The organism is Candidatus Baltobacteraceae bacterium (genome assembly GCA_036488875.1).
Lineage (GTDB): Bacteria > Vulcanimicrobiota > Vulcanimicrobiia > Vulcanimicrobiales > Vulcanimicrobiaceae > JAFAHZ01.
Window position 1 is genome coordinate 330890 of sequence record DASXGW010000004.1, and the last position, 22904, is coordinate 353793.

The 22904-nt window shown below is 63.9% G+C and carries 20 protein-coding genes; 13 read left to right on the top strand and 7 right to left on the bottom strand.

Annotated features, from left to right (window positions below; genetic code table 11):
* Positions 1 to 57 precede the first annotated feature (57 nt).
* The 3 genes from VGG89_07135 to VGG89_07145 are packed head-to-tail and all read left to right on the top strand — an operon-like array spanning position 58 to position 4170.
* A complete protein-coding gene (locus tag VGG89_07135) occupies positions 58 to 840 on the top strand; it encodes a hypothetical protein (protein ID HEY1976298.1) in 783 nt (260 codons plus the stop codon).
* Positions 737 to 3154: a TonB-dependent receptor gene (locus VGG89_07140; protein ID HEY1976299.1), complete on the top strand. Its 2418-nt coding sequence runs from the start codon at positions 737 to 739 to the stop codon at positions 3152 to 3154. Before VGG89_07135 ends, VGG89_07140 begins: the two co-directional genes overlap by 104 nt.
* Positions 3154 to 4170, top strand: coding sequence for an NAD(P)-dependent alcohol dehydrogenase (locus VGG89_07145; GenBank protein ID HEY1976300.1), 1017 nt, complete (start codon positions 3154 to 3156; stop codon positions 4168 to 4170). The genes VGG89_07140 and VGG89_07145 overlap by 1 nt, the downstream gene beginning before the upstream one ends.
* Here the strand turns inward: VGG89_07145 and VGG89_07150 are convergent.
* The gene (locus VGG89_07150; protein ID HEY1976301.1) at positions 4167 to 4760 is read right to left on the bottom strand and encodes a hypothetical protein; all 594 of its coding nucleotides are present in this window, start codon (positions 4758 to 4760) and stop codon (positions 4167 to 4169) included. The genes VGG89_07145 and VGG89_07150 overlap by 4 nt on opposite strands.
* Between VGG89_07150 and VGG89_07155 the strand changes: the two genes are divergently transcribed.
* Both VGG89_07155 and VGG89_07160 read left to right on the top strand, forming a co-directional pair.
* Positions 4759 to 5211 carry a hypothetical protein gene (locus tag VGG89_07155; protein HEY1976302.1) on the top strand — a complete coding sequence of 151 codons (453 nt, stop codon included), beginning with the start codon at positions 4759 to 4761 and terminating at the stop codon, positions 5209 to 5211. The two genes, VGG89_07150 and VGG89_07155, sit on opposite strands and share 2 nt — an antisense overlap.
* Entirely contained in the window at positions 5193 to 6719 is a 1527-nt protein-coding gene (locus tag VGG89_07160) for an amino acid permease (GenBank protein HEY1976303.1), read from the top strand. Before VGG89_07155 ends, VGG89_07160 begins: the two co-directional genes overlap by 19 nt.
* On the opposite strand, the gene VGG89_07165 is transcribed toward VGG89_07160, so the two are convergent.
* Genes VGG89_07165 through VGG89_07175 form a run of 3 tightly spaced genes read right to left on the bottom strand, consistent with a single transcriptional unit; the run spans position 6683 to position 11566 of the window.
* Complete coding sequence (locus VGG89_07165; protein ID HEY1976304.1) at positions 6683 to 10090, bottom strand: AAA family ATPase; 3408 nt, start codon at positions 10088 to 10090, stop codon at positions 6683 to 6685. The genes VGG89_07160 and VGG89_07165 overlap by 37 nt on opposite strands.
* Positions 10091 to 10094: 4 nt before the next feature.
* Positions 10095 to 11006: an MBL fold metallo-hydrolase gene (locus VGG89_07170; GenBank protein ID HEY1976305.1), complete on the bottom strand. Its 912-nt coding sequence runs from the start codon at positions 11004 to 11006 to the stop codon at positions 10095 to 10097.
* The gene (locus VGG89_07175; GenBank protein ID HEY1976306.1) at positions 11000 to 11566 is read right to left on the bottom strand and encodes an NUDIX hydrolase; all 567 of its coding nucleotides are present in this window, start codon (positions 11564 to 11566) and stop codon (positions 11000 to 11002) included. The genes VGG89_07170 and VGG89_07175 overlap by 7 nt, the downstream gene beginning before the upstream one ends.
* A gap of 42 nt (positions 11567 to 11608) precedes the next feature.
* On the opposite strand from VGG89_07175, the gene VGG89_07180 reads away from it, so the two are divergent.
* Positions 11609 to 12043 (top strand): RpiB/LacA/LacB family sugar-phosphate isomerase, encoded by a 435-nt coding sequence (locus tag VGG89_07180; GenBank protein HEY1976307.1) that lies wholly within the window; start codon positions 11609 to 11611, stop codon positions 12041 to 12043.
* Between the two features lie 32 nt (positions 12044 to 12075).
* Complete coding sequence (locus VGG89_07185; protein HEY1976308.1) at positions 12076 to 12657, top strand: hypothetical protein; 582 nt, start codon at positions 12076 to 12078, stop codon at positions 12655 to 12657.
* Between the two features lie 153 nt (positions 12658 to 12810).
* On the opposite strand, the gene VGG89_07190 is transcribed toward VGG89_07185, so the two are convergent.
* Positions 12811 to 13233: a vitamin K epoxide reductase family protein gene (locus tag VGG89_07190; protein ID HEY1976309.1), complete on the bottom strand. Its 423-nt coding sequence runs from the start codon at positions 13231 to 13233 to the stop codon at positions 12811 to 12813.
* Positions 13234 to 13239: 6 nt separating this feature from the next.
* Here VGG89_07190 and VGG89_07195 point away from each other — a divergent pair, with 6 nt between their 5' ends.
* The 5 genes from VGG89_07195 to VGG89_07215 are packed head-to-tail and all read left to right on the top strand — an operon-like array spanning position 13240 to position 19378.
* The gene (locus VGG89_07195; protein HEY1976310.1) at positions 13240 to 13881 is read left to right on the top strand and encodes a VTT domain-containing protein; all 642 of its coding nucleotides are present in this window, start codon (positions 13240 to 13242) and stop codon (positions 13879 to 13881) included.
* Positions 13878 to 15068 carry a ribonuclease D gene (locus VGG89_07200; protein ID HEY1976311.1) on the top strand — a complete coding sequence of 397 codons (1191 nt, stop codon included), beginning with the start codon at positions 13878 to 13880 and terminating at the stop codon, positions 15066 to 15068. Before VGG89_07195 ends, VGG89_07200 begins: the two co-directional genes overlap by 4 nt.
* Entirely contained in the window at positions 15049 to 17793 is a 2745-nt protein-coding gene (gene acnA / locus VGG89_07205) for an aconitate hydratase AcnA (protein ID HEY1976312.1), read from the top strand. The genes VGG89_07200 and acnA overlap by 20 nt, the downstream gene beginning before the upstream one ends.
* A gap of 32 nt (positions 17794 to 17825) precedes the next feature.
* Positions 17826 to 18413 carry a TMEM175 family protein gene (locus VGG89_07210; protein ID HEY1976313.1) on the top strand — a complete coding sequence of 196 codons (588 nt, stop codon included), beginning with the start codon at positions 17826 to 17828 and terminating at the stop codon, positions 18411 to 18413.
* The gene (locus VGG89_07215; GenBank protein HEY1976314.1) at positions 18410 to 19378 is read left to right on the top strand and encodes a YafY family protein; all 969 of its coding nucleotides are present in this window, start codon (positions 18410 to 18412) and stop codon (positions 19376 to 19378) included. The genes VGG89_07210 and VGG89_07215 overlap by 4 nt, the downstream gene beginning before the upstream one ends.
* A gap of 9 nt (positions 19379 to 19387) precedes the next feature.
* Here VGG89_07215 and VGG89_07220 read toward each other — a convergent pair whose 3' ends face one another.
* Positions 19388 to 19735 (bottom strand): VOC family protein, encoded by a 348-nt coding sequence (locus tag VGG89_07220; GenBank protein ID HEY1976315.1) that lies wholly within the window; start codon positions 19733 to 19735, stop codon positions 19388 to 19390.
* Between the two features lie 5 nt (positions 19736 to 19740).
* Positions 19741 to 20130, bottom strand: a complete 390-nt coding sequence (locus tag VGG89_07225; protein HEY1976316.1) for a VOC family protein — start codon at positions 20128 to 20130, stop codon at positions 19741 to 19743.
* Positions 20131 to 20227: 97 nt separating this feature from the next.
* On the opposite strand from VGG89_07225, the gene VGG89_07230 reads away from it, so the two are divergent.
* Positions 20228 to 22690, top strand: coding sequence for an EAL domain-containing protein (locus tag VGG89_07230; protein HEY1976317.1), 2463 nt, complete (start codon positions 20228 to 20230; stop codon positions 22688 to 22690).
* The last annotated feature ends 214 nt before the right edge of the window (positions 22691 to 22904 follow it).

Here is a 22904-nt window from a genome sequence, read left to right on the forward strand (position 1 = left end):
AGACCGAACTCTGTACGGCACCGGAGGAGCCCGGGCCTCTGCAGAATAGGCGGTCTCGTGCGCGCCTTCCCCCGCTGGCTCGTCTTGCTCGTGGTCGCCGCCGCTGCGGCTTCCGCGGCGGTCGCGCACGTCGTCATCGACGTCGTCGCCGATTACTTGGTACCACATGCGTCGTTCGACGACGTCGGCAGCCACGATTCGCGCGAAATCATCGTCGCGGTCGCCGTTGCCGCCGCCGCACTCATCGCCGTGCGCGGCTTTCGCCTCATTTGCGAAGCGGCTGCTCGCCGCGGCATGCGTGCGAGCGAAGCTCCGCGTTGGTCGTTCGGCGCGGCGTTCGTGCTGGCAACCGTCGCGTTGGCGTCGCTGCTCGTGCCCGCGATGGAATGGATCGACACGCTGTTGGCCGGGCGGCCGCTCGGTGACCTCGACGACGCGTTCGGCGGATCCGTCTTGCTGGGACTCATCACGATCGCGATTTGCGCCGGCTCGATCGCGCTTGCGACGTTCGCGTTGGTGCGCTGGCTGCTCTCGCACCGCGATCGAATCATCGCCGCGATCGTCGCAATCATTTCCAAGGATTACGCAACTCTGCCGTCTGCGGCAGAGTTGCGTACGTTCGCTACCGCGCCGGTGCGCCGCCGCAGCATCGCATCGATGCGGCGCGGGAAGCGCGGACCTCCTCGTCTTGCCGTGTCTTCAACCGTAGTTGCACACAGGGCATACGAGGATTTACATGCTACACATACTCGTTGCGGCGTGCTGTCTCGTTACAGGCAGCGTTCGTACGCCGGCCGGAGCGGGAATCGCTCAGGCTTCTCTCTTTTTTTCGGGTCCTAAGACACTCCACAGCCAAACCGACGCAAAGGGCAGCTTCTCCGCGTCGTTGCCGCCGGGGCGCTACGACCTTACGGCGAGCGCGAGCGGCTACGCGACGGTGACCGTGAACACCGGCGACATCAACCGAGACTCTAACGTCGACGTCGTGCTCGAGCCCGTAAACTCGCCCAGGCTGCGTACCATCGGTACGGTGACCGTCAACGGCGGATACGCTCTCGTGCGCAACGCCATCCCCGAAGTCGACGTCTCTCGCGCGCAGATGGACGCATTGGGATACACCACCGTCACGGAAGCGCTGCAAGCGGTTCCGTCGGTCGTCATCCAGCGGCCCGACTCGGGCGCGCCGACCGCACCCGACGTCGTTTCACTGCGCGGTCCGGATCCCTCGGAAGCGATGGTGACGCTCGACGGGCATCTGCTCAACGATGCGAACACGGGCGATCTCGATCTCTCGCAGTTTGCGGTGCCGGCATTTAGCGCGTTGAGTGTGACCGAAGGCCTCGGTCCTTTCGACAGCGAGGGCAGCAACACGTTCGGCGGTGCGGTCAACTTCGTTTCGCTGCGGCCGACGCAAGATCAGCACGCTGCGATCTCGGGATCGGTCGGCTCGTTCGGAACGACGCAGACGTGGCTGAATGCGACCGGTACGGCGGGCAAACTTGGGTACGCGGTCGCAGCCGACGACTATCAATCGGCCGGCCAAACGAACCAATTCGCCTACGTCGTTCCTCAGAACAACGCTCCCATCGACTGCGCGTCGTCGGCCGGCAGCGGGGCGGCAAACTGTCCGGTACTCACGCATCTGGGATCGACGATCTCGGCACGACTGGGGCTACTCAACCTCGACTATAATTTCTCGCAGCGTGCCGACGCCGGTGTTCGTGTCTTTAATCTGGGGGACGTGCGCGACGAGAGCAGCGCACTCAACGGCATCATCGGAAATCGATACGAGCCGTGCGATCCAACCGACGCGAGCAGCTACTGTCCCAGCGGAAATACCAACGTGCCGAATCCCGTGTACGGCGTGCACTTCGGCGCCGGCACCGCGACCTTCGCGCAAAACATCCGCGCTTACGACGTCTACTCGCGCTCGGTGCTGGGGTCCGGCACGCTCTTGGCGGATTTCTTCGCAGACGACAACGGCGTCAACTTTTCCGGCGGCTCGACGGGCGTCACGCCGTACGACGTCTCGCACACCGACCAACGGTATGACGAGTCGCTCTCGTGGGGACGGACCTTCGACGACGGCGAGTTTGCGTTCGGCGGATACACGCGGCAAGAGTCATTGGGCGGACAAGGCATTGCTGGAACGCTTTACAACAGCGTTCATTCCTACTTCGCGCGCGGAGCGCAGCGTTTCGGCAGGCTTCGGCTGTCGAGCGGCATCTACGACGCAAACTACACCACGTTTGGAAGTTCCGCCGATTGGCGTTTAGGAGCGAGCTACGATCTCGGTAGTTCCGACGTCGTCCGTGCGTCGGCGGGTACGGGTTTCCGGCCGCCCCTTCTGATCGAGCAGTACTACTTTCCGCAAGTTGTCGAAAGCGGGAAGGTGCAACCCAACCCCGGTCTGCCGCCGGCCGACTCAAACTGCGTCGTTGGGGGCCAGGGAAATCCGAGCGAAAAGGCCGAGCACGCGACCGAATACGAGGCCGGATTCTCGCATCTGTTCTCGAGCAGTTCGAACCTCGACGTTTCGCTCTACCGTTCAAATCTGCGCGACACGATCGAAAACTTCTATCCCGGATTCTCGTGCAACACGCCCAACGGCTTCGCGTACGAGATTCCGATCAACATCGGTAACGCCGTCTACGAGGGTGCCGAAGTGCAGTTCAAGCAGCGTTTCCCGCAACAGCATCTCACCATGCAGCTGGGGTACGGGTTGAACGTCGCGTTCCCGTATTCACTGGGACCCAACGTGTCCAACCCCACGTCCGGCGGCAATCTCGTTGCGTACCAGCAGTTTTTGGGCGTTCCCCAGCAGCAGGCGTCGGCAACGCTGCTGTGGGCGGATAAGGGCTGGCACGCCGCCACCGCCTTCACGTTTACGGGTCGCAACAATCCGCTCGGGCAGGCGCCCTATACTTTCACCGACGCCGCCGTCGGTAAGTCGTTCGGTAACGTCGACTTTACGATCGCCGGCACGAACCTGTTCAACTCCGTCTCGGGCCCGTTCACCTATTACGGTGCGGGCGTGCCGTACCAAGGGTTATACGCAGGGAAAAACGGAACGTCTTACCTCGCTCCGCTCCAGACCGACCAGCTCTTCGTACAGCCCGCGGCGGTGCACTTCGCCATCACCATAAAACAGTAATGACCCAAACCATGCGCGCGGTCCGCCTGCACGAAATCGGCGGACCGCAGAACCTGCGAATCGACGACGTGGAGGTGCCGCAGCCGGCATCCGGCGAGGTCGTGGTGCGCGTGCGCGCCGCGGCCTTCAACCGGCGCGACGTCTTCATTACGCAGGGACTCTATCCGAAGATCGCGCTGCCCGTGATTCTCGGCTCCGACGGAGCCGGCGAAATCGCGGCGGTTGGCGACGGCGTGTCGCACGTAAAGGCGGGCGATGCCGTCGTCGTCGATCCGATGCTCGGCTGGGGCGACGATCCAAACGTGTGGGATGCGCGCTCCAGCTCGATTCTCGGGATGCCGCATCCCGGAACGTTCGCGCAGTACGTCGCGGTACCGGCGGTCAACGCGTACCCCAAACCCAAGCACCTATCGATGCAGGAAGCGGCCGCGATTCCGCTGGCCGGACTCACCGCGTACCGTGCGACGTTCACGCGCGGCGAGCTCGAGCCGGGACAAACGGTGCTGATCACGGGCGTCGGCGGCGGCGTGCAAACGTTCGTCCTGCTCTTTGCCAAGCGCGTGGGGGCGCGCGTCATCGTTACGTCGGGAAGCGACGAGAAGCTGGAACGTGCGAAGGAGCTCGGCGCCGATGAAGGCCTCAACTACCGTACGAATCCCGATTGGCACAAAGCGCTGCGCTCGATGGGAGCGATCGATCTCGTCGTCGATTCGTCGGGTGGCGACACGTTGGCCAAAGCGCTCGACGCGGTTCGTCCGGGCGGACGGATTGCCGTCTACGGCGGCACCAACGGCGATGCGACGATCAAGATGTTTCCGCTATTCTGGAAGCACGTGACGATCGTGGGTACGTCGATGGGCAGCCCTGGGGATTTTCAGGCGATGCTCGCGCTGTTCGAAGAAAGCGGCATGAAACCGGCGATCGACGAGTCGTTCGGGATGGGCGACGTCGTCAAGGCCGCGGAGCGCATGGCCTCGTCGAATCACTTCGGAAAGATCGTCCTCGACGTCGATTAGTTACACGTACCGTTGGGCGCCGGGTGGTTGCGGTAAATCGATCCCGCGTTTGCGACCGGTAAGTTCGGTCCCGGGTCGAGGACGACGCGAACCTTACCGTTGGGCGTAAGGCGGCGCTCGCACGCGACGAGTGCTTTGACGTTGCTATGCGCGTTGCCGCCGATCCATAGATCGAACCACAGCCGATAACAGCCGTTGCTGCCGCTGCCCACCGGCGGCCCCGACGCGGCGCACAAGTCTTCGCGCACGAAATATTTCTTAATGAACGGAACGTAGATCTTCGTTCCGTAGGGAATCGTTGCGTCGTTGGCTTTTTCGGTCGCAAACGTCGTCGGATTGCAGTAGGTGCCGTCGCCTCCCGCGTGCTGGTGGATCACGGGATGGGCGATCGCTTTACCCGGCGGCGTATTGTCGGGATAACCGTAAAACGTAATCGTCGCCTTGGCGTTTTTCGGCGCGACGGTGGTCGTGTAACACGACGTCGGCCCAAGCGCCGACGGCAAGGGCGGCGCAACGGCCGGCACGACGTGCTGGCCGCAGGCCGTCAACATCAGGACGACGTAAGGTGCCAGCCTCGGAGGAAAGCGCATGTACGCAGTACGTTTGAGAACCTTCGTTTCAGCCCTTGCTCTCGCGGCGTTTACGCTTGGAGCGACGCCGGTCAGTCCGATGGGTACCGTCAAGGCGTTCGTCGACGCGTTCAACAAGGCCGACGGCAAAGGCATGCTGGCGACCTGCGCGCCGCAGGCCGGAATCATCGACGACTTTCCGCCCCACGCTTGGATGTCGTGCGGCGATTGGTGGAAAGCCTATCTCGCCTTCTCCAAGCAAGACGGTGACAGCGACGGATTGGTCACGCTCGGGCCGCCCGTCCACGTCGATGTGACGGGAAATCTCGCGTACGTCGTCGTTCCAACGACGTTTTCGTACCAGCACAAAGGATCGACCGTTAAGCAAAACGGAGCGACCTGGACGCTGGTGCTGAAGAATACCTCGGCCGGCTGGCGCATCACGGCGTGGGCTTGGGGCGCGGGCAGGTAACCGCCGACGACGCGCGGCTCGCCGCGCTCGGATACAAGCAGCAGTTATCGAGGGTACTCTCGCTCTTCGACAACTTTTCCGTTGCCTTCAGCTACCTCAGCCCGATGGTCGGGATCTACTCGCTTTACACGCTTGGTTTGGGAACGGGCGGCCCGCGCTACATCTGGACCATTCCGATCGTCGTCGGATGCATGCTGCTCGTCGCGCTCGTCTTCGGCGAGTTGGCGAGCGAGTATCCCCTCTCGGGCGCGCTCTACCAATACGGAAAGTACAACGTCGGCCCGCGTTTCGGCTGGTACATCGGCTGGATCTACGGCTTCGCGCTGCTCGCGACCGTCGCGTCGGTGGATTCCGGCGCCGTGGGCTACGTGACGGCGCTCTGCAACCTGCTGTTCAAGACGAATTTGAAGCCCGACGATCACGCAACGATCTTCGTCATCGCGGGCGGCATCATCGTGTTGTCGGCGATTCTCAACTCGGTCGGCGCCAAGATCATGGGTCGCGTCGCACGTTACGGCGTTTACGTCGAAACCATCGGAACGTTCGGCGTCTTCTTGGCGCTGGCGATCTTTGCGTTTCATCAGAACCTCGGGTTCATTTTCACGACGCAAGGCGTCGAGCACGTCAAGACCAATCCGATGAGCCTGGACTTCGGCGGGAGCTGGGCGGCCGCCGCGCTCGTTGCCGTGCTGGCCAACGTCTACATCTTTTACGGATTTGAATCGGCTGGCGACATTTCGGAAGAGACGCTCGACGCCCAACGCCAAGTGCCGCGCGCGATGCGCAGCGCGCTGCTCTACGGCGGGATCGCGTCGTTCGTCTTGGTACTCGGACTCCTGCTCGCAACGCCGCACGGGGGCATCGCGCCGATCGTCAACGGAAGCGTCAACACCGTTCTCGCGCAGTTGCCGCCGTGGCTGCAAGATTTTTTTCTCGTCATGGTGATCGTGGCGTTCTTTAGCTGCGGGACGGCCGTACAGGGCGCCGGCGCGCGCGTCGCCTTCGCGCTGGCGCGTGACGGCGCGTTGCCCGCCGGCCAAAAGATCGCGAGCATCTCACCGCGCCACCACACGCCGGTCAATGCCATCCTGGTCGGCACCATCGTTCCGTTCCTCTTCTTGCTGCTGGTGCTGGTCAATCCAAGTAAGCCGGTGCACGTGCTGTGGTTCGACTACCCGGCCAACGTCAACGCGCTCTACGCACTCGTGTCGTTTGCAACGTCGGGTATTTATCTGGCGTTTTTCTTGACGGTCGTTGGAGCGCTCGTGGCACGCCGCCGCGGTTGGAAGCCCAGCGGCGTCTTTACCCTCGGCGCGTGGGGCGTTCCGGTGACGGTCGCGGGGGGACTTTACCTGCTGCTCATGCTGCTCAACATCGTGTGGCCGAGCGCGCTCGGCAGCGGGCGCGCCGTGTTCAATTACGGCTGGGTGACGCTGCTCGTGATGGCGATTATCGTCGGAGCGGGCGCGATCTACGAAACGATCGCTCGGCCCGCGAAATCGCGGTGATGCGGCAGCGCCCGAAAAGCTTCACGACTTTCCTCATCGGGAAGCGCGGCCAGCTGGTCTTGAAAAATCGCTTCCGCTCGAGCTAAATACTCGCCGGCGCTCTTGCCGTTGCCGATTGCGCGCTCGATCTGCGCGATCGTGGCATAGAGACGCGGCGGCGTTCGCAGAGGGCTTGCGCCGGCGAGCAACGTTTCGAGCTCGGCGGCCGCCCCAGCGGCGTCTTCGAGTCTTCCGGCACGGAACAGCGCCTCGGCGAATCGGCAAAGATCTTCCATGAGCGAATCGGTATTGAGGAGCGTTCGCCGGATGTCGACCGCGGCGCGTAAGCGGCGGAGTCCGGAATCGGTGTCGCCGGCACCGCACTCGATCGTTCCTAGGACGCTAAGCGCTCCGGCAATGCAGCGTTGGTCCGCGGTCGGCCCGGCAAGTTCGAGCCCGCGCGCGGCATCTTCGCGAGCACCGGCAACGTCGCCGGCGGCATACCGTGCGTCGCCGATGTTCGTCCATGCGAATGCGACCAGATTGCGCGCCCCGGCGCGCTCGGCACATGCAGCGGCTTGCCGGTAGAATTCAACTGCTTGCGCGAAGAGCCCGACCTCGAAGTAGTGAACGCCGAGGTTCGTGTACGTGGCGGCAAGCGACTGAGGTTGTTCGAGTTGCTCGAAGAGGGCGGCCGCCGCTTCGTACTCTTGCCGTACGCTCGCGGGATCGCCGCCGACCATCGCCGCCCAGCCCAACAGCCAGTGCGCTTTGGCTTCGGTTTCACGGTCGTTGATAGTGGTGGCTAGGTCGAGCAGTTCCGCTCCGACGCGTCCGAGGATAACCGGATCTTCCGTCGCGGTGCCGACCGAACTCTCGGCCCACAACATATCCATACGCTCGGAGATCGGTTCGTCACCGGTGCGTTCGGCGCGCAAGAGGTCGAGCTGACGCGATGCAGTGGCCACGTCGCCGCAGCGCATGAGCGTCAAGATGAGCCGTTGACGAACGTGCAAAATGCGCCGCTTATCGCGCAGTGCTTCGGCGAGCACGAGCGCTTGTTCGAATTCGGCTACCGCTCCGCGAAAATCGCCGATGCCGACGTGAACGCTTCCCAGAGAGCACAGCGCATCGGCGATCCGGTCGCTCCAGCGCATGCGACCGGCCAGGTCGAGCATCTTGTCGATGAGCGTCCGCTCGCGTTCGCGTTCTCCGGTTTGGGCGTAGAAGCGGGCTCGCGCCTCCATCGCACCGTAGCGCTCGGCGTCGCCGAGGCAGGTCGCGACGGTCTCGAGGTGTACGAGGTCGTCGTTCCAGCGTTCCACCGACACGTAGTGCTCGTCGGCGCGCACGAGCACGCTGAGCGCTTCGAACTTGCGCTGTGGATCGTCTTGGAGTTCGATCGCTTCGCGGGCGTAACCGATTGCTTCGTCGCGTGCGTACACCTCGAGCGATGCCTCGGCCGCGCCGGCAAAGGCGTGCGCCGCACGTGCGCGCTCTCCCGCGGCCTTCCAGTGGCGAGCGATCGAATGCAGCGTACCGGTTCCGGCGTCGTCGCTCTCGAGCAGCTCGGCGATACGGCGATGGCGCGCGGTGCGTTCGCAAGCCGGTATGTTCGAATAGATCGCCGCTTCGATGAGCGCGTGCGAGAACGCGTACGCGTACGCCGAACTGCCCGACGTGCGAATAAAACCGCGATCGAGCAGGACGCCGAGCGCGTCGAAAAGCGCGCTTTCATTCCAGTTTAGGGCGCCTGCCAAGACGCCGGCCGTAAACGTTCGTCCGGCGACGGCCGCGGCGTCGAGCAGCGCGTGACTCGATGCGTCGAGCGACGACGTCCGCTCGAGAATCGTTTCGGCGATATTACGCGGCGCGCTGCCCGGCGACGGCAGCGTGCCGGTTTCCGCATAGTTGCGCAGCAGCAGCGATGCGAACAGCGCGTTCCCTTCGCTGCCCCGATACACGGCAGCGCTCAACGCTTCGTCGCTCGACGAGGCGCCGATCTTTGCAACGAGCTCGGCCACTTCGCCGGCCAGCAAGGGAGGAACGTCGATCGACGTCGCAAGCCGCTGATTGTGCAAACGCCGGCGCAGCGAATGCAGCTCGTGGCCGGGCGTCACCTCGCCGGTGCGGTACGTCGCTACGATCGCCACGGGAACGGCGGCGATGCGCGCCGCCAGCGCTTCGAGCGCTTGCAGCGTGGCCGCTTGCGCCCAGTGGAGATCTTCGAGGACCAGCACGAGCGGGCGCGATCGCGACAGCCGCTCGATGGTTCGTTCGATCGCTTCGAATAGGCGCTTTTGCGCGTCGCCGGGTTCGAGCGGTTTGGGAGGCGGGATACCGGCTATGCGCGCGTGCAGCTCGGGAAGCAGCTCGCTCAAAGCGCTCAGCCACGGCATAGCCGGCGGCGAGTCGGCGATCATCGAGATGCCGCGCCGAAGTGCCTCGACGATCGGTTCGTACGGATAGGCCTGAGGATTGGACGTCTCGCCGTAGAGTGCGCGGCCGCCCTGTGCGCCGACCGTCGCGCAAATCTCGCCGATCAAGCGCGTTTTGCCGGCGCCCGCGTCGCCGCCGACAAAGACGACGGTTCCACGTCCGCGCGCGGCATGTCGCCACGCGGCCTCCAGGACCTGCATTTCGGCGCGGCGTCCCACGAACGGCGTGCGTGTCGAGGCCGGGACCCCGCTGAGAAGGGCGTCGCGCAACGCTAACGTTTCGGGCATGGGATCGACGCCCATCGCCGCGTGCAATCGATCGACGAAACGTTGAAAGCGCCCCACCGCTCCCAACCGGTCGCCCGATTCGTACTCGACGGTCATCGCTAGACGCAGCGCGTCTTCGCGAAACTCGTCGGCGGTAAGAATACGCTCGGCGTAGGCGAGCGCTTCGCTCAAACGCGAATCGCGCCGCGCGCCGATGGCGGCTTCGAAGCACGCGGTCAGATACAGCGTGCGCAGACGCTCGCGGTCGGCAATGAGAAATTCGTCAGGCCAATCCGCCAAAAGATCGCCGTTATATAAAGCGATGGCTTCTTCGCGCCGCTTCGGATCGTTCGCACGATCTTCGAACTCGAGCACGTCGAACCACGCCGGAGCGCCTACGTTCCACGCGATCGTGCGCGCGGTCGTGTCGAGCCATTCGATATCGTCGATCGCGGGCAGCGCCTGCGCGACGAGATGCAGGTGCCGGCGAAGATTCGCACGCGCGTTCGAATCCAGTTCGTCGGGCCAAATTGCTGCCGCCAAGGTGGAACGCGTCGGCGGCTCGCCGCGGCGCAGCGCGATCGTTGCGAGTACGGCGACGCAACGTGCGGGCGTGGGCAGCTTGATGGGCTGCCCGTCGAACTGTATCGACGGCGTTCCGAAGAGCTGGACGACCAAACGCGACATCGGATTAGATCAGATTATACACGTAGAGCTCGTTCAAGTAGAGCTCTGCCCCCAGCTCGGCGGCGATCACTTCGGCCTGTTCGGTGCCGACGAGCTCCTCGAGGGGCGGATTGAGAATCCAGCGCTCGCGATCGGTCATCGCGCGATCGAGCCGGCGCGACGCGACGCGGCCTTCCTGCTCGAGCGCGATCAAATACGCCAGCATTTGGCGGGCCATCGCCGGCCATAATACCGGGCGATGCTCGCCATAGATCTCCAAAACGAGTTCGGGAACGGTCTTTTCGCCGCGCGCCAGCGCCTGCGTGAGTTCGCGCTCGCGCATTTCGCGGTGCTCGATGTACTCGGAGATTTTTGCTTGCGCGCTCTCAACGATCGGGCCGTGACCGCCGTAAATCGTTCGTGCGTCGGGAAACTCGTCAGCGAGACGACGGAGCGTCGCCTGATACGGTCGCATCGCGCCGCCGGGCGGCGCGATCACGACGGTACCTTCACCTAAAATGACGTCGCCCGTAAATAACGCGCGTTGTTGCGGCAGATAGAAGACGACGTGATCGAACGTGTGACCGGGAGCGTCGATCACGCGCAGCGCGACGGCGCCGACGGATAGCGCGCCTTCGAGGGTGAGATCGGCGTCGCGATCGGCACTGCTGCGCGGATGGGCGTAGATCGGCGCGCCGGTGAGCTGCGCCAGCGGACGCGCTCCGGGCGCGTGATCGGGATGGCCGTGCGTGAGCGCGATGGCTCGAATCGTCAAGCCGCGTTCGCGTGCCGTCTGCGCGATGGCTTCGACGTGACGCACGATCGGCGGCCCCGGATCGATCGCGAGTGCGGCGCCGCCGCCGCAATCGATCACGTAGGAGTTCGTCCCGGTCAAGGTCATCGCCGATGGATTGGGAGCGCGCACCAGGGTTACCACGCGTCTTCCAGCTCCGCGGGAATTTCGAACGAGTCGCCGGCATCGTCCGGGCAGATCGTATGAATGGTTTTGGTGCGCGCGAACGCCGCGACGTCCTCGACCGACGCAAACGCGCGTAAACGCTCGAGATGTTTGATCGTGGGATAGACGAGGTGCAGGCTGCCTTCGCGGAAACGCTGCAGCGCGTCCGCCGGCGCGATCCAAATGCCGTCGTGGGTTTCGAACGCGTCGGCGCGCGCGATTTGATCGGCAGGCGCTAGTGCGAAGAAGAAGTGCGTGTCGTAGCGCCGCGGCTCGCTCGGCGGCGTGACCCAGTGCGAGAACGGGGCGATCGCCGCCGGATCCAAACGCACCCCCGCCTCTTCGAAGAGCTCGCGTACCGCAGCGTTGCGCAGCGCGCCGGGCAGCTCGCCGTCTTGCGGATCGACGGTACCGCCCGGAAAGACGTACGCGTCGGGCGCGAACCCACTGCGCGACGAGCGTCGCGTCAGGTAGAGTTCGAAGCCGCCGGCAGCCGGGCGCGCAAGAATGACGGTCGCTGCCAAACGCGGAGCGCTCACGATCCATGGATGCGTTCGCTGCGGCGCGAATCTCCTTCACTCATGAACATCGCCGTCGGAACCGACATGCCCGGCGAGCTGCCCGAAGCGCTCGGGCGCTGGCTCGACCGCCACGGTCATACGATCGTGCGCTTTGGCGCGCTGAAAACCGGCGCACAAGGCCCGTGGCCGGGGGTTGCCCGCGACGTTGGCGAGGCGGTGGCGCGCGGACAGGCCGATTACGGAATTCTGTGCTGCTGGACGGGGACCGGCGTGAGCATTGTCGCCAACAAGGTTCGGGGCGTGCGCGCCGCGCTCTGCGCAGACGCTGCGACCGCCGCCGGCGCGCGCGAGTGGAACGACGCCAACGTGCTCTGTTTGAGCTTGCGCGCGACCGCGCCGGCGATCGGCGAGGAGATTCTCGCCGCTTGGTTCTCGGCGGAACCTACCAAAGATCCGGCCTATCGCGCGATGATCGACGAAATCACGAACGCGTAAATCCAAGCCGCCACCTTGGCCGTTGGTAGGGCATGAAACTCATTATCGCAGCGGTGATTGCCGCAATGACTTGGATGCCAAACGTCGTCGATCAGCCGTCACGGTTCTCGGGACCCGGCGTGTACACCGGGGCGCCGGCGCTTCCGGTGACGCTCTCGATGGTTATCGCGGGCGGCGGGCCGTCGAACTTTCAAACCGTAACGCTCGTCAAGGCGCTCGCGGGCAGCAAAGCCGACGCCGAAGTGGCGTCGCTCAAAGCGAAATTCGGTGCCGACAAAGTCACCAACTTCGTGACCATCTTCCCCTTCGTCGTCTCCGACTCGCTCAAGATCGCGAAGGCAAAGGGCGTCGCGCTGCCGTCGGCCCCCAGTCCCGATCCCAAAGATGGTAAGGCGCTCTCCAAGGCGTTGTGGGATGCGGGCCAGACCGGCCACAGCTTCAACGCAGAAGTGATGCTCGATCGCGCCGTGTCGCACGGTATCCACGATCAGGTCATGACCGACATCGATGCCAAGTACGGCGTCGCGAAGGATGCAGACTATCACGCCGTCCTCAACCAGGCGATGCACGATCTGGCGACGGTGTACGGCTTCAGCCAGCCGTCCAGCATGTAATCCCGAACGGTAAAGCAGTGGGGGTGGTGCAATCGCACCACCCCCAGGTTTTTTCTGCCATTCACCAGGTCGCAGAATCTGGCGCTGCGCTCCGGCTACTTTTCACTCCGGCGAACCGGTCATAGAGACCTTTTCAACCCGGAGACGGTGATTCTACCAAAAGACAGTGGTCGCACTCAATATGATCGTTTTGAATAACCATGGGGTGAGGATTGCGAGCGACCAGTTGATCGCATGTCCCGTCCAACAGTACGGACACGATCGCCGCGTAACCAACAGCAGCGAGTAGGCAAGCACTACCGACGTTATCGCGGCGAATCCGACGGCAACGAGTACGACCGCCGTTCCGGCCGGGGAGCGCACCAGCCAGACGGCCGCCGCGAGCGCGAGATAATAGACCGCTCCGAGGGCGGCGTTGGGGACGCCGCCGTAGAGCCGGGCGCGGGGGGTTTGGACGACGCTGGGCTCCGCCAGCCGGCCCCGCTCGGCCCGCCGGGTCTTGGCAAGCATGAAAAGCGAGGCGTAGAGCCCAACTCCGCACAGCACCGTGATCGCTACTTCTAGTATCGTGACCATCTGGGATTGAACCGCCTCGTTCGCCGCTTGGCCGCCCTCGCGCTGCTGATCGCTTCGTTCTTACTGGCGTTCTTCGTCATCCGCTATCAGCCGCGGGTCGAGCACGAAATTCGCACTATCGGCTTCATGGCACTGCCGCTGGCGACCGCCGTTTTCGCGCTGGTCGCTTCGGCGCCGTTCTCGGTCACCGACGCGCTGGCCATCATGAACGGCGCGATCTTCGGACCGGTTGAGGGCTCCATCGTCAATGCGGTTGGACTGATTTTTGCCGCCCTGCTCGGCTATTGGATCAATACCCGCGCGACGCAAATGCTCGACGTGCACCAGTATCTCGAGCGGTTACCGGCGTGGGTCAAACGCTTCCCGGTCGGGTCGCCGGCGTTCTTGCTCGCGGTCCGCGTGATTCCCGGCTTCGGCGGAACGGTCGCAACGGCAACGGCTGCGGCGTTCAAGGTTCCGATTTGGGTGCACGTGTGGACGATGTGCGCGATCGCGATACCGATCTGCACGTTGCTTGCGATCTTCGGCGATCGCGTGACGGTCTTCATCCACCGCACCGAGTGGCGCGCGACGCACTACTGCCAGACGCATCGCTGTCCGCATTTCCATTTCCGCCGGTTCCACCCGGCGCCGAGGCCGTCGCCGTGATCGTTCCCACGATCGTCTCGAACGGGCGCGAGCTCGAGACGCTCTGCACGCGCGTGCGCGCCGCCGGCCGCGTGGCGATCGACACGGAGTTCCACGCGGAGCGTACGTATTCGCCGCGATTGATGGTGGTGCAGCTCGCGTTCGACGACGGCGCGGCCATCGTCGATCCGCTCGCGATCGCCGATATCGGTCCGCTCGCGCAGGCGCTGTGCGAGACGACCGTCATCGGACACGCGCTCTCGTCGGACCTGAAGATCTTCGCCGATCGCTTCGACCGCGTACCGCCGGAGGTTTTCGATACGCAGATCATGGCGGCGTTTCTGGGTTACGGCATGCAGATATCGCTCGTCGATTTAGTGCGCGACCTGCAGCACGTGCGTCTGGCAAAATCGCAGACCGTCAGCGATTGGTCGTCGCGTCCGTTTTCGGAGCGCCAGATCGAATATCTCGTCGACGACGTCGCGCACTTGCTGCCGATGTTCGACGTGCTGCGCGAGCGCCTGGAGAAAAAGGGCCGGCTCGAGTGGGCGCGCGAGGAGTGCGAGGAGCTCGGCGAGATCGAACGATATCGTATCGACGAGCGGCGCGCCTACCTTCGAATACCGGGCGCAATGCGCATGAACCGGCGCGAGCTCGGCACGCTCAGCGAGATCGTCAAGCTGCGGGATCGTATCGCACGCGAGCGAGACGTTCCGGTGAAATACGTGATTCCCGACGACGTCGTCGCCGGTTTGGCGTCGTTGCGTCCGAAGACGCTCGACGATCTGGCACAGCTTCGGCGGCTCGACGCGGGAACGCGGCGGCAGCTGGGACCGGCGATTCTCGACGCGGTCGCACGCGGTCAGGCACTCGACGAAGCCAGCCTGCCCGAGAAGCCGCAGCGGCCGCTTGGCCCGTCGCGCGATACCCTCGTCGCGCTGCTGAGCGTGGTGGCCGGCGAGATGGCGCGGGAAGCCGATCTGCCGGCCAGTCTGGTCGTGCCGCGCTCGGTGCTCGAGCGCCTGGCGCGCGAGCTTCCACGCGACCGCGCCGCCTTCGAAGCGGCGCTCGCGCTGACGCCTTGGCGCCTCGAACTCGTCGGCGAACCGCTCTGGCGACTTTTGTCCGGCGAGTCCGGACTGCGCATCGAAGGCTACGCCGAAGGCGACCCCAAAATACGCCTGTCCGATGGAACAGCACACGAATAGTTTCAACGCCGTCGATACGCTGAGCGCCGGCGAGCGCTCCTACAAGTATTATCGCCTCGACGCGCTCGAACGCGCCGGACTGACGAAGCTCGCGCGCCTGCCGTTCTCGATCAAGATTCTGCTCGAGAACTTGCTGCGGTTCGAAGACGGGCGTTCGGTGACCCGTCACGATATCGAAGCGCTGGCGAAGTGGAACCCGCAAGCGCACCACGAGAAGGAAATCGCGTTTCGACCCGCGCGCGTGCTGTTGCAAGATTTTACGGGCGTTCCCTGCGTGGTCGATCTCGCGGCGATGCGCGACGCGATGGCCACAATGGGCGGCGATCCCAAGAAGATCAATCCGCTGCAGCCGGTGGAGCTGGTCATCGACCACTCGGTGCAGATCGATTTCTTCGGAAGCAGCGACGCGCTGGCGAAAAATGCCGAGATCGAGTTCGAGCGCAATCGCGAGCGCTACGCGTTTTTGAAATGGGGACAGGAGGCGCTGTCGGATTTCCGCGCGGTGCCGCCCGATACGGGCATCGTCCACCAAGTCAACATCGAGTATCTCGCGCGCGTGATCTTCGGCGCGCGAAGCGGCGACTCGGCGCAGCTCGAGGGCAAACCGCTGGCGTATCCCGACACGTGCGTGGGAACCGATTCGCACACGACGATGGTCGACGGTCTCGGCGTGCTCGCGTGGGGCGTCGGCGGCATCGAAGCCGAAGCCGCGATGCTCGGACAGCCGGTCACGATGCTCATTCCCGAAGTCATCGGCTTCCGTTTGGACGGCAAGCTGCGCGAAGGCGTTACCGCCACCGATCTCGTGCTCACCGTGACCGAGATGCTGCGCAAGAAAGGCGTCGTCGGCAAGTTCGTCGAGTTCTTCGGCCGCGGGCTCTCCGCGCTGCCGGTCGCCGATCGCACGACGATCGGCAACATGTCGCCCGAGTTCGGATCGACGGTCGCGATCTTCCCGATCGACGACCGGACGCTCGAGTATTTACGTCTGACGGGACGCAGTGCCGAGCACGTCGCGCTCGTCGAAGCGTACGCGCGCGCGCAAGATTTGTTCCGTACCGATGAAACGCCCGATCCGCAATACAGCGACGTCTTGTCGCTCGATCTTTCGACCGTCGAGCCGAGCCTGGCCGGACCGAAGCGTCCGCAGGATCGCGTCCCGCTTCACGACGTGAAGCGCTCGTTCGGCGCCGCGATGGAAGAATGGACGGCGGCGCGCGACAAAGCCAATAACGCGGTCGCGCGCTTCGAAGGCGAGGGCGGCGGGGGCACGGCGACGATCGCCCAGACCTCGAAGAACGTTGCCGATGGTTCGGTCGTCATTGCGGCGATCACGTCGTGCACGAACACGTCGAACCCGTCGGTGCTCGTCGGCGCCGGGTTGCTCGCGCGCAATGCGGTTGCACGTGGGCTCGCAACCCAGCCGTGGGTGAAGACGTCGCTCGCGCCGGGATCCAAAGTCGTAACGGATTACCTTGCCAAGGCCGGCTTGCAGACCTATCTCGACAAGCTCGGATTCAATCTCGTCGGATACGGATGCACGACGTGCATCGGCAACTCCGGCCCGCTTCCGTCGGATGTCGCCGAGACGATCGCCGAACAGCACTTGATCGTTGCGGCCGTGCTCTCGGGCAACCGCAACTTCGAAGGGCGCATCCATCCGCAGGTGCACGCGAACTACCTTGCGTCGCCGCCGCTGGTCGTCGCATACGCGCTTGCCGGCAGCATGGACGTCGACCTCACCACCGAGCCGCTCGGCACGGGAAGCGACGGTAAACCCGTCTACCTCAAGGATATCTGGCCCACCGACGACGAGATTGAAAAGACGATCGCGGCGTGTATTAGCGACGAAATGTTCAAGTCGCGCTACTCCGACGTGTTCCACGGCGACGACAACTGGGCGAAGCTGCAGATCACGCCGAGCGAGCGCTACGCGTGGGATCCCAAGTCGGAGTACATCAAGAATCCACCGTACTTCGACGGCATGCCGGAGCAGCCGGCGGCGCTTAGCGATGTCGCCGGCGCCCGCGCGCTGGCCGTGCTCGGCGATTCCGTCACGACCGATCACATTTCGCCCGCCGGAAGCATTTCGCGCACCAGCCCGGCGGCAAAGTATCTGATGGACCACGGAATCGAGCCGAAAGATTTCAACTCGTACGGCGCGCGGCGCGGCAATCACGAGGTGATGGCACGCGGTACTTTCGCCAACGTGCGGCTGCGCAACCACTTGGTCCCGGGCGTCGAAGGCGGCGTCACGCGGCACTTGCCCACCGGCGAACAGATGTCGATTTTCGACGCTGCGATGAAGTATCAGTCGACCCAGACGCCGCTGATCGTGCTCGCGGGACGGGAATACGGCTCGGGCTCATCGCGCGACTGGGCGGCGAAAGGCCCATATCTGCTCGGCATTAAGGCGGTCATCGCCGAATCGTTCGAACGCATCCACCGCAGCAACCTCATCGGCATGGGCGTCTTGCCGCTCGAGTTCGTCGACCGCGCCAACCGCTCGACGTTCGGCTTAACGGGTGAAGAAGTGTACGACGTCACCGGCATCGCTGGCGGTATCACACCGAGAATGCACGCAATGGTGACGGCAACCGATCCGAAAACCAAGAAGTCGATCGAGTTCAAGGTGCGGGTGCGCATCGATACGCCCGACGAAGCCGAGTACTATCGCCACGGTGGTATCCTGCAATACGTACTGCGGCAGTTGAAGAAGTCGTAAGCACCCGCTTCGCGGACGCGCACGCCGAGCGGCTGACGCACCGGCTAGAGGCGTTTTCCGATATCGTGATGGGCTTCAGCCTAGCCCAGATGAGCCTCAATCTGGTCGTGCCGGCACACGCCGCCGACGTGTACTCGAAGCCGGTCGCACTATTCGCGTTTTTCGCGACGTTTTTGATCGTTGCGTCGACCTGGTATTCGCACCATTGGCTGTTCGATTATCTCTTCGTTCCAACGGCCTCGACGATCGTCGTGAACTTCGCCACGCTGGCGTCGCTGGTTTGGCTGGTCTATCAGTTTCAGTTGTTTCTGCACTTTGCGCCGACCCCGGACGGTCAACTAGCCTTGTTATCCTACCTGACGACGTTTGCCGTCACGTGGCTGCTATTGGGTCTGCTCTACGGGTTGTGCTTGCGACTGCGGTGGAACGCGTTGGCGGACGCGGAGCGTAAATCGGGTCTGTTCAAGACCGGACGAATCACGACGATCGGGGTCGCGACGGTAGGATCGACCGTCGCGCTGTGGGCGTTTCACCAACCCGTCGAGACGACGTTTTGGGTGATTCTCGCCGCATCCATACTGTATCGCGCCGTCGCGCGACTGGGAGGTCTCCGCGGATGAAGGCCGATCGCCTTATCTCGCTGCTGCTGGTGCTGCAGTCGCGACGTCAGTGCTCGGCGCCGATGCTCGCCGGGATGCTCGAAGTCTCGGAGCGCACGATCTATCGTGACGTCGACGCGCTCAGCGCTGCCGGCGTGCCGGTGTACGCCGAACGCGGCTCGACCGGCGGCATCGCCTTGGCCGACGGTTACCGCCGCACCTTGACGCATTTCAGCGAAGACGAAATTCGCGCGCTGTTCGTTTCGGGCGCCAGCCCACTGGCCGATTTGGGTTACGATCGCGGCTACGACCTCGCGCTCGAGAAGCTGCAAGGCGGTCTGGCCGACGTGCACCGTCGCGCCGCCGAGAAGTCGCGCTCGCGCATTCATCTCGACGGACGGCGCTGGAATCAGCCCGAGCCGCCGCGCGAGTTCCTCGTCGTCCTGCGGCGCGCGGTGTGGGACGACCGGCGCGTGCGCATGACGTATCACGACCGCAACCGCGTCGCATCGACACGCGAAATCGATCCGCTCGGGTTGGTCTCAAAAGCCGGGGTCTGGTACCTCGTCGCTCGCTCCAAAGAGGAGTTCCGCACGTTTCGCGTCGAGCGGATCGCGCACGTCGAAGAGCTCGAGGAACATTTCGAGCGCCCAGACGAATTCGATCTCGAGCGGTACTGGCGCGAGTCGATCTTGCGATTCTCCGAAAGCTCGCGCACCGAAGAAATCGCCGTGACGTTCGCGGTCGCCGCCGGTGCCGTCGATCGCGTCCAGAGCTACTGGCCGGTGGAGGTACTCGAGACGAACGGCCCGGAGTGGCTCGTTCGCATTCTCTTTCCCGGTCAGGAAATCGCGGTTTTCCAAGCCGTTGCGTGGGCCGACGTTGCGCGGATAGTGGAACCTGCCGCGCTGCGCGATGCGGCGATCGCGCGCGCGCGGCAGATACTGGAACGGTACGCGTGTGACGCTCAACGTATTGAAGGGTAGCAGAATCGCTTAGCTCGCTTTCCGTTGATGCACGATCAGGCGGTTGCCTTCGAGGTCTTGCGTGAAGGCCATGAAGCAAACCGGCGTTTCATTGACGTCGCTTATTTCTAACCCTTTGGAACGGTATTCCGTGACGGCGGCGTTGATGTCGTCGACGGCGAGCAAGAAGCCGAACCCGGGCGGCGTCTCGGGCATGCGAACCACGCCGAACGTCGAGCCGTCCGATAGCGTGAACTCCGCCCCGCGACCTTGCTCGTCAACGTGTGTCGGGACCATCCCGAGCACGTCGCGGTAGAAGGCGATTGATTTCACCGGATCTCCGACGCGAAAGCCCACGATGTCCATCCCGGTAACCATCGCCGTTATGCCTTCCGCTGATGGACGATCAGTCCGTTGCCTTCGTTATCTTGCGTGAAGGCCATGAAGCAAACGGGCGTCTCATCGACGTCGCTGATGGTGAGACCCTTGGCCCTGTATTGGGGGACGGCGGCGTGGATGTCGTCCACGGCGAGCATGACGAACCCGCCGGTTTTTGCACCCGGCTCGCGCCAGACGCCGAACGTCGTCCCGTCCGCGAGCGTGAACTCCGCGCCGCGGCCGTCGGGATCGACGGCGGTCGGTTCCATGCCGAGCACGTCGCGATAAAAGGCGATCGCCTTAGATGGATCTTCTACGAGATAACCGGCGATGTCGATGCCGGTGATCGTCGCGGTTTTCTTGGAATCGGTCACGGTCATTTTCGAGCTCCTCATGCGGATTTGGGTCCTTTTGCCTAGCCTAGCAATGCATACCTGACAGGCGCCGTCAGGTTTGTCGGCGCCGGTGGCGTATTAGCACCGGTAGGAGACGATGGAAGACACCTGGGCCGAACGCGCCGGATTGAGTGCGACGTTCAAAGAGGTCCTAGAAGGCGCCGGCGACGCTATTGTCGCGGCGGATACCTCGGGCCGGATCGTGCTCTGGAACGACGCTGCCGAGGAACTCTTCGGCTACACGCGCGCCTCGATGCTGGGCGGCACCGTCGCGAAGCTGATCCCCGAGCGATTCCTGCGCGAGTACGAAAAGGGCGTTGCCGCGGCGTTCGCGGCCGGGCGTCCCGCCGTGTCCCATTTGACGACGGTCGCTCGCAGTGCCGACGGTACGGAGTATCCCGTGGAGGCTGCGGTCTCGATCGCCGGTACGGGAAGTGAAGCCATCGCCGTCGGAATCGTGCGCAAGATCGGCGAGCGTTTTCGCAAGCTCGCGCTCCTGCGCGACAGCGCGCGCCAGCTTCGGGACGCCGAGCAGCTCGCCGGGATGGGCAGCTTCGAGTGGAACGTCGGTTCCGACGAAATCTCGTGGAGCGATCAGCTCGCGCGCATCTACGGCTACGAGCCCGGCGAGCATCCCAAGAAGCTCGACGAGTTCGTCGAGCGTATCCATCCCGACGATCGTGAAGGCCTGCAAAACAACATTCGCAACGCGCTGGCAACCGGATCGGCCTGGTCGATGGACGAGCGCATCATTCGCGCCGACGACGGAGAACAGCGCATTCTCTCTTCGCGCGTAAAGGCGTTGAAGAACGCGCAGGGAGCGATTTCGCGGCTCGTCGGCATCTGCCACGACGTGACCGAGCAGCGGCGTGCCGAGGAGCAACTCGAAGCCAGCGAAGCGCGCTTTCGGCGCATCTTCGACGACGCGCCCATCGGCATGCTGCTCGTCGAAGTCTCGCAAGGCGACGCGTTCGTGACCCGCACGAACAAGGCGGTAAGCTATCTGCTCGGATTCAGCACCGCCGAGCTCGTGCAGATGCGGCTCTCGCACGTCGTCGACCCGCCCGATTGGCCGCTGTTGCGCGCGACCTTGATGCGCGCGACCCTCGACCGCAACGCGCTGCCGCCCGAGCTCGAGATTCGTCTGCGGACGAAGAACGGTTCGCGCCCGATCGCCGTCGTCGCCGTTTCGTTGATCGGCGCCGAGGGAAACCGGTCGTCGCTCATCGTTCATCTCGAAGACGTCACCTTGCGCAAGCACGCGGAGGATCAGCTCCGCCATCGCGCGCTGCACGACCCGCTAACGGGTCTTCCGAATCGCGAGCTCCTGCTCGATCGCCTCAACGGCGCGCTGGCGCGCGCGAGCCGCGCCGGTTCGCTGGTGGGCGTGCTCTTCCTCAACCTCGACAACTTCAAGATTTTTAACGACACGCGCGGACACGTTGCCGGAGACGAGATCCTGCGCACCGTTGCAAACCGTTTGATTGCGGCGGGCCGCGGCGGCGACACGGCAGCGCGCGTCGGCGGCGACGAGTTCGTCGTGGTTTGCGAGAGCGTCGCGCACGACGACGAGCTCACCACGCTCGCGCGACGCATCGCGAGCGTCGTTGCCGCGTCGATGACCATCGGCGGTGAAGAAGTGATCACGACTGCAAGCATCGGCATCGCACTGGGCCGCGAGGTGGATCCCGAGCAGCTCCTGCGCGACGCCGACCTCGCGATGTATCACGCGAAACAGCGCGGCAAGAATGCGATCGAACTCTTCGACGAAGCGCTGCGCCGGCGAGCGATGGCGAGCGTGGAGACCAAACGCGACCTGCGCAGCGCGCTCAAGAACGGCGAGATCGAACCGTACTATCAGCCGATCGTCGACATCGCGACCGGGGCAGTCGGCGGATTTGAGGCGCTGGCGCGCTGGAATCACCCCCAACGCGGCTTGCTCTTGCCCGGCGAGTTTCTCACGATTGCCGAGGAGGGCCACCTCATCGGCCAGCTCGGTACGGCGATCCTTCGCAAAGCTTGCAAACAATTAGCCCGCTGGCAAGAGCTCGCGCCCGAGCTTTCCATGGCGGTGAACTTCTCGCCGTCGCAGCTCGATACGGGCATCGCCGCCGTCGTCGACGATGCGCTCAAGGAATACGCACTTGAGCCGCGGCTGCTCTTGATCGAGATTACCGAGACGGTTTTTCTCGATATGAAGAAAGCGGCTGCCGGTCACCTGAACTCGATCGCGCGATTGGGCGTGCAGCTCGGTATCGACGATTTCGGCACGGGGTATTCGTCGCTGCTCTACTTGAAGCGCTTCCCGGTGCGCTTCCTCAAGATCGATCGTTCGTTCGTCAGCGGCCTACCGAGCAATCAAGAAGACGCGGCGATCGTCGAAGCCATCGTCAGGCTCGGACGCTCGCTCGAGCTCTCTACGATCGCCGAAGGCGTCGAAACGAAAGATCAGCTCGACGTGCTGCGGTCGCTGGGCTGTACCTACGCGCAGGGCTACTATATCGGGCATCCGCGTCCCGCGGCCGAGTGCGCGCTGACCGCACCCTTGCCGGCGGGTTAGCGCACGACGTCCCCGTCGCTGCTGTTGGAGAACTCGAACGGCATGTTTATAATCGGCTCGCCGCTTTTCGTCACGCGTCGCACGAGCGCGAGAAACTTCTGGAGTCTTCGGTCATCGGTCTGTCACTACAAGAAGTCCCCGGCCGGGTGTCTCATTCCGTTAGACGTAGAGCAAGCCAAAACGTGGGTGACACGGTAACTATCGGTGGAACTTG

Excerpts from the sequence above, each read along its gene's own strand:
- VGG89_07140 (HEY1976299.1), top strand. The coding sequence starts at position 737 with ATGCTACACATACTCGTTGCGGCGTGCTGTCTCGTTACAGGCAGCGTT.
- VGG89_07145 (HEY1976300.1), top strand. The coding sequence starts at position 3,154 with ATGACCCAAACCATGCGCGCGGTCCGCCTGCACGAAATCGGCGGACCG.
- VGG89_07155 (HEY1976302.1), top strand. The coding sequence starts at position 4,759 with ATGTACGCAGTACGTTTGAGAACCTTCGTTTCAGCCCTTGCTCTCGCG.
- VGG89_07150 (HEY1976301.1), bottom strand. The coding sequence starts at position 4,760 with ATGCGCTTTCCTCCGAGGCTGGCACCTTACGTCGTCCTGATGTTGACG.
- VGG89_07165 (HEY1976304.1), bottom strand. The coding sequence starts at position 10,090 with ATGTCGCGTTTGGTCGTCCAGCTCTTCGGAACGCCGTCGATACAGTTC.
- VGG89_07180 (HEY1976307.1), top strand. The coding sequence starts at position 11,609 with ATGAACATCGCCGTCGGAACCGACATGCCCGGCGAGCTGCCCGAAGCG.
- VGG89_07185 (HEY1976308.1), top strand. The coding sequence starts at position 12,076 with ATGAAACTCATTATCGCAGCGGTGATTGCCGCAATGACTTGGATGCCA.
- VGG89_07190 (HEY1976309.1), bottom strand. The coding sequence starts at position 13,233 with ATGGTCACGATACTAGAAGTAGCGATCACGGTGCTGTGCGGAGTTGGG.
- acnA (HEY1976312.1), top strand. The coding sequence starts at position 15,049 with ATGGAACAGCACACGAATAGTTTCAACGCCGTCGATACGCTGAGCGCC.
- VGG89_07215 (HEY1976314.1), top strand. The coding sequence starts at position 18,410 with ATGAAGGCCGATCGCCTTATCTCGCTGCTGCTGGTGCTGCAGTCGCGA.
- VGG89_07220 (HEY1976315.1), bottom strand. The coding sequence starts at position 19,735 with ATGGTTACCGGGATGGACATCGTGGGCTTTCGCGTCGGAGATCCGGTG.
- VGG89_07225 (HEY1976316.1), bottom strand. The coding sequence starts at position 20,130 with ATGAGGAGCTCGAAAATGACCGTGACCGATTCCAAGAAAACCGCGACG.
- VGG89_07230 (HEY1976317.1), top strand. The coding sequence starts at position 20,228 with ATGGAAGACACCTGGGCCGAACGCGCCGGATTGAGTGCGACGTTCAAA.